Below are 9,784 nucleotides of genomic sequence, written 5' to 3' on the forward strand. Positions count from 1 at the left end.
ACGGCAGCCCCAACCAGGCCTGGGCCTACTGGCAGATCCACCACAACTACTGACCACTGCCCGCGGCAAAACCGGGGCCCCACCCACCGCCCGCCCGCCCAGCACGCCACCACCCACGGCCACTGGGCCAGGAGCCGGCCCCCCGGACACCGCACCCCCACCCGCGCCCGCCCACTCCCCCGGCCCCCGGACAGGCACACCACCCTCCCGGTGACCACCGAGGAGACCCAGCCCCTGCCGCACGGGGCCCCGGGCGCACACCCCCTGGCCATCCGACCGCCGCCACACGAGCGCCACACGGACGCCCCTCGATCCACGACGCGTTCGCCGCTGCGGCCGCCTCCTCGACGCCGAGCAGCCGTGGTAGGCCGGTCCAGGACGAAGTCACCCGCGCCAAGCCACCCGCGTCGAAGTCACCCGCGTCGAAGTCGGCGTCGGTGGCGCGCGCGACCTTCACCATGACGACGGGGCCGGGGTCGAGAGCGGACAGGTCCGCGGAAGTCCGCCGAACAGGCCGGAAAGTACGCGCACACCATCGCGCAACGGACTCGTGCAACAGCCCAAGGTCAGGACCGGTCCGGACCCGTGCCCGCGTGCGACAGCCCAAGGTCAGGACCGGCCCGGACCCGTACCCGCGTGCGACAGCACAAGGTCAAAACCGGTCCTCGCCGGTGTACGCCTCGACACCGGCGAGGCACCGCAGGGACGTTCCACCGCGGGTGGCCCAGCCGGCCGCCGATCATGAACACGAACCGGCCCGGACCCGGCGGCAGCGCTCCAAGGGCCACCCGCGCAGACCGGGCCCGCATCGGGGCCCCGGCCCTCACCCGGCCCGGGCCCCGATCACTGCGTGCCGTCGGTGCCCGCACCGGCCGCGGGCTTCCCGGTGTTGGTGAGGGTCTCCTGGGCCCGCGAGTCGACGAAACGCGTCACCAGGTACTGCGAAGCGCCGAACGCCACACCCCACGCCAGGACCTGCCCACTGCTGTCCAGGTTGCTGAGCCCCGGAATGAACGCGCCGCGGATCAGCAACACACCGAGGAAGGCCGACAGGGCCCCGGTGGGGACCTTCAGCAGGGCGGCCGCCAGCGGAAGCATGTACGGGGAACTCGTGCCCTGGATACGGTGCAGCGAAGCGACGACCGTCAACGCGGCCCCCGCCGCCCCCGCCACCTCGACCAGCAGGACGTCCTTGCGGTCGGCCAGCGACTCCACCGTCACCGTCACACCGGCCGGGCGCTGGATCGAGGGACAGACGATCGTGGCGGTGGTGTCCTTGGGCTCGAAACACAGACTCAACGTGTGCGGCGAGAACCAGCCGAACAGGGCAAGCCCCGCCGCACCGAGGAACACCACCACGGTGGCCGCCACCAGGATGTTCCGCAGACTACGGACCCGGGTGTACTCCTTGTCCAACTCGACGTACGCGCAGCCGAGCGTGCGGATCAGCAACCCGCGGTCGGGCACCGGACCGTCCCGCTCGTCCTGCTTCCTGATCGCCGCGGTCAACGCCACGAGCTGCGGATCGCACGGCCGCAGGCTCGATTCGGCACAGGACTGCACCTGCGCGACCCAACTGCCCAACTCCTCCTCCGCCACGAGCTCCAGCAGGACCAGCTCCGCGGCCCGAACGTTCGCCCACGCCCGCTCCAAAGCCGCCCCACACCCCAGGGCGAGCAGATGTCGCTCCCGCGCCCCCGCCCGCGCCTCCTCCAGCAGCGCAGCCATCCCCTCGAGCAGGGCACCGCGATCGGCCTCCGCCGGCCGGCGCAGCCGTTCACGCTCCAGCTGCACACTCAGATAGCGCACCCGCGCCGCGACACGCTCACGCCACGCCGACGTCCGCCGGCCCGTACCGAAGAATCCCGCGACCCGGGAGAACATCGACGGCGCACCCGACTTATCACCCGCGCCCGACTTCTCACGCGCATCTGACTTCTCGAACACCGCGGGCGACTCGGATTCCTCAGACTCGGACACGGGACTCCATTGACACACAGAGGGAAGTCCTCCACCTTTTCGCACCGAAGGGGCATCGGCCCGCGATTGCTCCCCCCGTGGGCGTGCCCGAGGCCACCCGCGGCCCGACCGGGAATCACCCCCGAAACCGTCACCGGGCTGCGACACCCGAGGACCTGTGCTTCCCTGAGAATGCCCGACCAGGCCAGCTCACCCATTCGGCTGCGACCATGAAGGAATTCCACACCATGACCGACACCCCGGTGACCCAGCGCTGCAACTACACCAATATCCGACCGACCCTGAAACAGGGCTCGTCAGGGGACGCGGTCAAACAGGCACAGTGTTTCCTGAATTTCTCACTGACCGGAGACGATCTTCTGGTCGACGGCGATTTCGGTCCGGTGACCGACGCCGCCACCCGACGCTTCCAGAAGTGCGCCGACATCACCGTCGACGGCGTCATCGGAGCTCAGACCTGGTCGTTCCTGACGTTCTGGGCCAACTCCTCGGGGTTCGCCTGCTGAGCGGACCCCTACCCGTCGCACACGCCGGGGAGCGAATGGCAGTCGGAGTGCGGCTGCCGTTCGCTCCTCTCGTCGTTTCGGATTTCCGGCTCCCGCTCAGTGTCCCATCGGCACCGATGTGGCGATGACGAGCCGCTGGCCGACGTCGATGACATCAGGATTCGCAATGCCGTTCCACTCGACCAGCTGCTCGACCGTCGTGCCGAACATGGCAGCGATAGACGTGAGCGTGTCACCGGATCTGACGACGTAGAACGACTCGTGGGACACCTGCGCCCACGTGACGATCAGTCGTTCACCGACCTTGATGAGATCGGGATCCGCAATGTCGTTCCATGTGACGAGCTGCTCGACCGTCGTACCGAAGATGGCCGCAATGCCGGTCAGGGTGTCGCCCGGCCGGACGATGTAAAAGGTGACGTTCGCCGTGTTGGTGGTCATATCCCCGAGCGTAAACGGAACAGATCCGACCCGCTCGGGGAGTTGTTCCGGTCATGCATTGCGCCCCTCCGACTTCTCGCGCCGAAAAGCACGGGAGACGCCCTCCAGCGCGAGCATCGCCGCGGCCACCTCGCCGGCGCCCGCGTCGGGGAGGGCGGTCGCAGCCCCTTCGAGTACCAGTGGGGATCTCGCGCGCGAGCGCGTCGCCCCGACCGACCGGGAAGAACCGGTCGTGGCGGCCGTGCACGACGAGCTCGGGCAGCGCGAGCGCGGGCAGACGCTCGGGCAGCACGCTGAACTCCCACACACTCAAAGTGGCCGCCCCGGCGACGGCCGAACGCGGACCCTCTGACGGCGGATCAAAAGTGACCCACAGGGTGCTCTCTGTCTGATCCTGGCCTTGTTGATCAAGGTCAGGAGGGAAGGGTGATCCTCGTGGAGGACTGGGCAGAGATCCGCCAGTTGCACCGGGCCGAGCAGATGCCGATCCGGGCGATCGCGCGGCACCTGGGAATCTCGAAGAACACCGTCAAGCGAGCCTTGGCCAACGACCGGCCGCCGAAGTACCAGCGCCCGGCGAAGGGCTCGATCGTCGACGCGGTCGAGGACCGGATCCGCGAGCTGCTGCGGCAGACACCGACGATGCCGTCGACCGTGATCGCCGAGCGGATCGGCTGGGAGCACGGGATGACCGTGCTCAAGGACCGCGTCCGCGAGCTGCGGCCCGCCTACCTGCCGGTGGACCCGGTCTCGCGCACCACCTATCAGCCCGGCGAGCTGGCCCAGTGCGACCTGTGGTTCCCCGCGGTCGACATCCCGCTCGGCTACGGGCAGAACGGCCGGCCGCCAGTGCTGGTGATCGTCTCCGGCCACTCGCGGGTGATCGCCGCCCGAATGCTGCCCTCGCGGACCACCGCGGACCTGATCGACGGCCACTGGCGGCTGTTGTCCGCCTGGGGCCGCGTCCCCAAGATGCTGGTCTGGGACAACGAGGCCGGTGTCGGCCGTGGCCGGCCGACCACCGAGTTCGCCGCCTTCGCGGGTCTGCTGGCCACCAAGATCTACTTCTGCCGGCCCCGCGATCCCGAGGCGAAAGGCCTGGTCGAGCGCGCCAACGGCTACCTGGAGACCTCGTTCCTGCCCGGCCGCACCTTCGCCGGCCCCACCGACTTCAACACCCAGCTCGACGCCTGGCTGCAGATTGCCAACCGCCGGATCCACCGCATCCTGCAAGCACGCCCCGCCGACCGCTGGGAAACCGACCGGGCCGGCATGCTCGCCCTGCCCGCCACCGGCCCCGGCCACTGGTGGCGCTTCCAGACCCGGCTCGGACGCGACCACTACATCCGCGTCGACACCTGCGACTACTCCGTCCACCCGCGGGCGATCGGCCACCGGGTCACCGTCCTGACCGACACCGACCAGGTCCAGGTCGTCACCACCGACGGCGAGCTCGTCGCCGAGCACCCCCGATGCTGGGCCCGCCACCAGACCATCACCGACCCCGGGCACGCCGAGGCCGGCCGGCGCATGCGCCACCAGGCCACCGTCGCGCACCTGCGACAGGCACCCGACACCGCCACCGGCCCCGCAGCCGACGTCGAGGTCGAGCAACGCCCGCTGGACAGCTACGACCGGCTGTTCACCGTCATCGACGGCGGCAAGAACGACAAGGAGGCCAGCTGATGCCCACCACCGCCGAAGCGACTTCCGCAGCCGATGGCCGGCGCCGCACCGGCCGCCAGACGACCGCCGACCTGGCCTTCCTCGCCCGCGCGATGAAGGCCCCGGCCCTGCTGGACGCCGCCGACCGGCTCGCCGAACGCGCCCGCACGGAGTCCTGGACCCACACCGAATTCCTCGTCGCCTGCCTCCAGCGCGAGGTCTCCGCCCGCGAATCGCACGGTGGCGAGGCGCGCGTCCGCGCGGCCCGCTTCCCTGCGATCAAGACGATCGAGGAACTCGACCTCACCCATCTGCGCGGCCTGACCAAGCAACAACTCGCCCACCTGGGCACACTGGACTTCATCGCGGCCAAGGAGAACGCCGTTTTTCTGGGCCCGCCGGGCACGGGCAAGACACACCTGGCCATCGGACTCGCCGTCCGGGCTTGCCAGGCCGGCCACCGGGTCGCGTTCGCCACCGCCGCCGAGTGGGTCGACCGCCTCGCCGCCGCCCACCAGGCTGGGCGACTGCAGGCCGAGCTGACCCGGCTGGCCCGCTACCCGCTGCTCGTGGTCGACGAAGTTGGCTACATCCCCTTCGAAGCCGAAGCCGCGAACCTGTTCTTCCAGCTGGTCTCGAACAGATACGAACGGGCGTCCGTGATCGTGACCAGCAACAAGCCCTTCGGCCGGTGGGGAGAGGTCTTCGGCGACGAGACCGTCGCCGCCGCCATGATCGACCGCCTCGTCCACCACGCCGAGGTCCACTCGTTCAAGGGAGACTCCTACCGCATGCGCGGCCGTGAACTCGGACGCGTCCCCACCGACCCCGACACCACCGACTGAACCACCGAAACCACCAGCACCGGGTCCATTTTCATCCGGCCAAACTGGGTCACGGTTCACGCGCCGCCGACAGGCCGCCCCGCCGGACACTGCCGTCCGGGCCGCCCCCCAACTCCGCGGCGACCGTCCCAGATGCCCGACGGGCCCGCGCTCCAACAGCACCCGGCACCGCGGCCCCAGTGCCTGGTCCAGCTCCCTGGCCGCGGGGGTAGCCGTCCCCTCCGGCACAGAGCGACGTCATGTGAACCGACGCCAGCCGGCGCACCCCGCCAGCAGGCACCGCCGCAGGCCCGTACAGCACCCTCCACCACAGTGTCCCAACGTCGCAACCCGCGGGACCCTCGACATCGTCCTCGGACACCACAGAGCCGGCCGGACCCGCAGACAACAGCGTTCACCCGTGGGCCACGACCGGGCCCGGACCGAGCCGCGACGCCGTCCGCGGACAACAACCTCCTCGACGTCACCGCGACCCGGCTCACCCACAACGAGCAGCACCGGCGCGGCTGGCCAAGCCCTGCGGCCCCGACGGCACAAACTGACCAGATGCCACACAGCAGCCACCCACTGCCGCGCCGCCGCATCCTCACCGCCGGCGCCACCGCGCTCATCGCCCTCGGTGCCTCCAGGACGTCCGCCTCCGCGCGGACCCGGCAGGTTCCGACACCGCAGAGCACCATCGACGCCGGCCCCATGGTGATGGCCCTCACCTTCGACGACGGCCCCAGCCCGCAATACACACCGCAGGTACTCGACGTACTGCACGACAACGATGTCCGTGCGACATTCTTCGTCTGCGGCGACAACGTCGCACGCTACCCCGACGTCATCCGCCAGATCGTCGCGCAAGGACACGTACTGGGAAACCACACCTGGTCCCACCCCCACCTCGGCGACCTGTCCACCGCCGACGTCCGCGACCAGATCCAACGCACCCAGGACACCGTCACCGACATCAGCGGGATCACGCCGGTACTCTTCCGTGCCCCCTACGGCGACTTCACCGACACGGCCCTGACCATCTGCGCCGACCTCGCCCTACGCCCCATCTCCTGGTCACTGGACCCCACCGACTGGGCCAACCCCGGCACCGACACCATCGTCACCCGCGTCCTCGCCGGCGCCACCACCGGCGCCATCATCCTCAACCACGACGGCACCGAAGGAGGCGACGACAACCCCACCCCCGGCAGCGGCGGCGACCGCTCCCAAACCGTCAACGCCCTCAACAACTACCTCCCCCGACTCATCGACGCCGGCTACACCTTCACCACACCCGACACCCACCCACCACTCGTGGCCGGACAACCCCAACCCACACTGCCCACCAGCCGCCCCTGAGGGGCGGCCCCACCCCAGCCCAACCAACACGACAACCACGCCCCGCCACCCCCGAACAAGCCCACCACCCCCAACCATCTCCACGACTACAAGCAGCCAACCCGAACCCCAGCACAACGGCAGGCCAGGCCCATCGGCGCGAAAAGGCGCACCGGCGCGGGAAAGCACACCGGCAGTCGGCCGACTGTTGTGCGCGGACAACACCACGCCGGCCCCCGACAGGGGCAGTGGCGCCCCGGAGCAGAGGAGCGATGTGAAGGCGATCAAGGCCGCGGTGGCCCGGCTGCGGGCAGCGGGCCACGACGCGGGCGCCGAACCCCATCCGCGCGCCACGGAACTCATCCTGCCGGACGGACGACCGGCGCCCCAGTGCCTCCGGCTCTGGGCGGCCTTCGACAACCACTACCCGCTGAACGGCGCCCGCACCGCCGTGCCCCTCGCCGACCCTGCAGGCGTCCTGATGGTGCAACCGATGGACCAGGTACTGCGGTGGATCTGCCTGGAATCCATCGAGGACGAGATCGACGAGGAGACCGCGGCGCACCTGGAAGAGCTCATCGAGGGCTTCACCGCAGAACTCGGCGGCTACGGCGTGGTGTTGGCGCACGAACATCCGGATCCGGTGCTGTGGATCTCCACCACGGGCGAGGTGAGCGTCCTGTGGTACCAGCACGACCGCTTCGACCGACACGTGCCGTTCCTCGACCTGATCACCGAACTCTGACCCACCGAACGGGAGAGCCCACCTCAATGGGCGCCCTGCCGGCCGACGATGTCAGTCCGCAATGAAACCGTCCCTGCATGGCCGAAACCGACAACACAGAAGCAGGAACCGGCGCTGAACAGGCCGTCATCGCACGCTATCGACTGGCGGACGACGGCATGGGCACGCAGGGCCAACGAGCGACCGTCCGCCAGGCGCAAACGCTCCTGGCCGAGGCGATCGAGCGAGCCGAGGTCGGCGAATTCGACGGAAACGAGTTCGGCGACGGCGAGGTCGTCCTCTACGCCTACGGCCCCGACGCCGATGCACTCTTCGACGTCATGACACCCGTCCTGCACGATCTTCCGTTCCGCCCGGCGCACATTGTCCTGCGCTACGGATCAGCATCCAACCCTTCGACACCCGAACACCGCTTCGACCTCTGAGACAACCAATCACCAGCCCCCCACCAAACAAGCGCCCGGTGAACCACGGACTCCATCGAAGATCCCGCGACCAGCACGAACCCCACCCAACCTCAACGAGCAAAACCCTGCCGTGACCAGCGGATCTCGACACACCCACAGGCGAACACAGCCGTCCCAACGAACTCCGACCTCACACCGACCCGACAACACCACGGCGCCCTTCCACCGGCACCGACCCAGGATCCAGGCACCGGGCCACCAGGTCACCCAGCCCCCGCCCGCCCGCCCGCCGCTGGCAACGCCACCGGTGCACGCAGAGGCAAACCAGGTCACCAGGAGCCAAACCCTCGACCCCCAGCCAGCAAACCAGCGCCAACACATGGCCACTGCCATCGACCACCCCCCTTTCGGCACCACGACCCACACCCACCCGCCATGAACACCGCAACGGATCACCATGACACCGGACCACAACAACGCGACATCAGTCACGGCGAACAGCGTTCCCCACCCCCAGGCCGGAAAAGTCCACCCGAACGTGTGACAACAGGTCAGAATCCACAAGCCCGCGCCCACCCGCAGCCACGCGCATCAACGACCACCCAGCGCCCAGGAGCAACGCACCCCCCCCAACCCCCCGAACGAGACCCGCCACCGACAAACCACCCACCACACCCGAACGAGACCCACCCCCGGCAAACCGCTCACCGGTGGCGCACCGGTCACTCCCGTGACGGCGACGCTCAACGGCACCTGTGCCCCCGTTGCCGTCCTGGGTCAACGCCCGGTCCGCGGATCGGGTCCGCGGATCGGGCCCGCGCCGCGCCGTCGGCTCGTCAACTCCTCAGGCACCCGCCTTGAGGATGTCGTCGAGCCAGTCGTAGATGCGAGCCTGGGTCAGGCGCATCGCACCGGGGTGGCAGTGGGCGCCGGCGCCCTCCTCGGCGGTGAAGACCATCAGGGTCCTGGGGCAGGTGAGGTGGTCGTAGAGCTGTTCGGGCTGACCCTTGAAGAACGGGCCAGGCCGTCAGGGGGAAGGAGACCGACCCGCACTCAGGCAAAGTGACACCGCGACCGGAGCCACGCCATCGCCGACCTCGACGGCTACTTCACCAAGGGCTGACACCCCCTCACCACTCGCGGTTCCGTGGCGCGACGTCCGCACCACGGAACCGTGAGCCGAGGCGCGCCTCCAGGTCCTGATGTCGCTCCATCCGCTCCCTGTCCGGGTAGGTGATGAGGGTCTGCGAAAATTTGACGAGCCTCTTCACCACCGTCACGGGGCCCCTGCTCGCCTTCCGCCATGCGGGCCGGTCCCGGTCTGCGAGTGGGCGCCTCAGTCGAACAGCCCACCACGCTCATGCGCGGGGGTCGACGCCGTCCATGAGGTGAGACGCTCCAAGAGACCATCCGCGAGCACCAGGTCGGCGAAGCGGATCATGTCGTGCGGACGGATCCATGCCAGGACGCACAGCGGCGTCACCCATGAACCCAGCGCGAAGGCCTCTCCCAGCAAGCGGTCGGCTGCGGGCGGACCGACCCTTGCTGCTATCGCGGCAAGGGCCCACGTCTGTTCGCGCGGGTCGGGGATGATGCGGGCGACCCGCTCGGCTCGGTCGGCGTCGGTGCTGGCGAGTGCCGCGGCGACCTCTGCCAGGACGTGCACCTGCTCCTGCGGGTCGGTGATGCTGCAGGCCACCTGCTCAGCCGTGCCTGCCAGGGCCCTCGCTCGTCCGGGGTCCGTGCCGGCGAGCGCCGCCACCACCACTGCCAGCGCCTTCGCCCGCCGCCGCGGGTCGGCGATGCTGCGGGCAACCCGCTCGGCCGTGCTTGCCAGCGCCAGCGCTCGTCCCGGGTCCGTGCCGGCGAGCGCCG

Annotated in this window: 8 protein-coding genes and 1 pseudogene; 6 read left to right on the forward strand and 3 right to left on the reverse strand. The window is 69.7% G+C overall.

Going from position 1 to position 9,784, the window contains the following annotated elements; genetic code table 11:
- Positions 1–843: 843 nt before the first annotated feature.
- Entirely contained in the window at positions 844–1,980 is a 1,137-nt protein-coding gene (locus tag ABD323_RS30260; RefSeq protein WP_344445211.1) for a hypothetical protein, read from the reverse strand.
- A 227-nt stretch (positions 1,981–2,207) separates the two neighbouring features.
- Between ABD323_RS30260 and ABD323_RS30265 the strand changes: the two genes are divergently transcribed.
- Positions 2,208–2,486 (forward strand): peptidoglycan-binding domain-containing protein, encoded by a 279-nt coding sequence (locus ABD323_RS30265; RefSeq protein WP_344445213.1) that lies wholly within the window; start codon positions 2,208–2,210, stop codon positions 2,484–2,486.
- Between the two features lie 96 nt (positions 2,487–2,582).
- On the opposite strand, the gene ABD323_RS30270 is transcribed toward ABD323_RS30265, so the two are convergent.
- Positions 2,583–2,927: a LysM peptidoglycan-binding domain-containing protein gene (locus tag ABD323_RS30270; RefSeq protein WP_344445214.1), complete on the reverse strand. Its 345-nt coding sequence runs from the start codon at positions 2,925–2,927 to the stop codon at positions 2,583–2,585.
- Positions 2,928–3,353: 426 nt separating this feature from the next.
- On the opposite strand from ABD323_RS30270, the gene istA reads away from it, so the two are divergent.
- The 5 genes from istA to ABD323_RS30295 all read left to right on the forward strand — a co-directional run bounded on the left by istA (position 3,354) and on the right by ABD323_RS30295 (position 7,927).
- A complete protein-coding gene (istA, locus tag ABD323_RS30275; RefSeq protein WP_344445215.1) occupies positions 3,354–4,613 on the forward strand; it encodes an IS21 family transposase in 1,260 nt (419 codons plus the stop codon).
- Complete coding sequence (gene istB / locus ABD323_RS30280) at positions 4,613–5,437, forward strand: IS21-like element helper ATPase IstB (protein ID WP_344445217.1); 825 nt, start codon at positions 4,613–4,615, stop codon at positions 5,435–5,437. The genes istA and istB overlap by 1 nt, the downstream gene beginning before the upstream one ends.
- 546 nt (positions 5,438–5,983) lie before the next feature.
- Positions 5,984–6,778: a polysaccharide deacetylase family protein gene (locus ABD323_RS30285; RefSeq protein ID WP_344445219.1), complete on the forward strand. Its 795-nt coding sequence runs from the start codon at positions 5,984–5,986 to the stop codon at positions 6,776–6,778.
- Positions 6,779–7,031: 253 nt separating this feature from the next.
- Positions 7,032–7,502, forward strand: coding sequence for a hypothetical protein (locus ABD323_RS30290; protein WP_344445221.1), 471 nt, complete (start codon positions 7,032–7,034; stop codon positions 7,500–7,502).
- A gap of 77 nt (positions 7,503–7,579) precedes the next feature.
- Entirely contained in the window at positions 7,580–7,927 is a 348-nt protein-coding gene (locus ABD323_RS30295) for a hypothetical protein (RefSeq protein WP_344445222.1), read from the forward strand.
- Between the two features lie 1,318 nt (positions 7,928–9,245).
- Here the strand turns inward: ABD323_RS30295 and ABD323_RS30300 are convergent.
- Positions 9,246–9,784, reverse strand: a pseudogene (locus ABD323_RS30300) (hypothetical protein); the annotation flags it as partial.

It is taken from the genome of Kitasatospora nipponensis (genome assembly GCF_039528135.1).
In the GTDB taxonomy this organism is placed as follows: domain Bacteria; phylum Actinomycetota; class Actinomycetes; order Streptomycetales; family Streptomycetaceae; genus Kitasatospora; species Kitasatospora nipponensis.

Bases quoted from the DNA above. Each gene is read 5' to 3' on its own strand.
- ABD323_RS30265 (WP_344445213.1), top strand. From the start codon at position 2,208: ATGACCGACACCCCGGTGACCCAGCGCTGCAACTACACCAATATCCGA.
- ABD323_RS30270 (WP_344445214.1), bottom strand. From the start codon at position 2,927: ATGACCACCAACACGGCGAACGTCACCTTTTACATCGTCCGGCCGGGC.
- istB (WP_344445217.1), top strand. From the start codon at position 4,613: ATGCCCACCACCGCCGAAGCGACTTCCGCAGCCGATGGCCGGCGCCGC.
- ABD323_RS30285 (WP_344445219.1), top strand. From the start codon at position 5,984: ATGCCACACAGCAGCCACCCACTGCCGCGCCGCCGCATCCTCACCGCC.
- ABD323_RS30295 (WP_344445222.1), top strand. From the start codon at position 7,580: ATGGCCGAAACCGACAACACAGAAGCAGGAACCGGCGCTGAACAGGCC.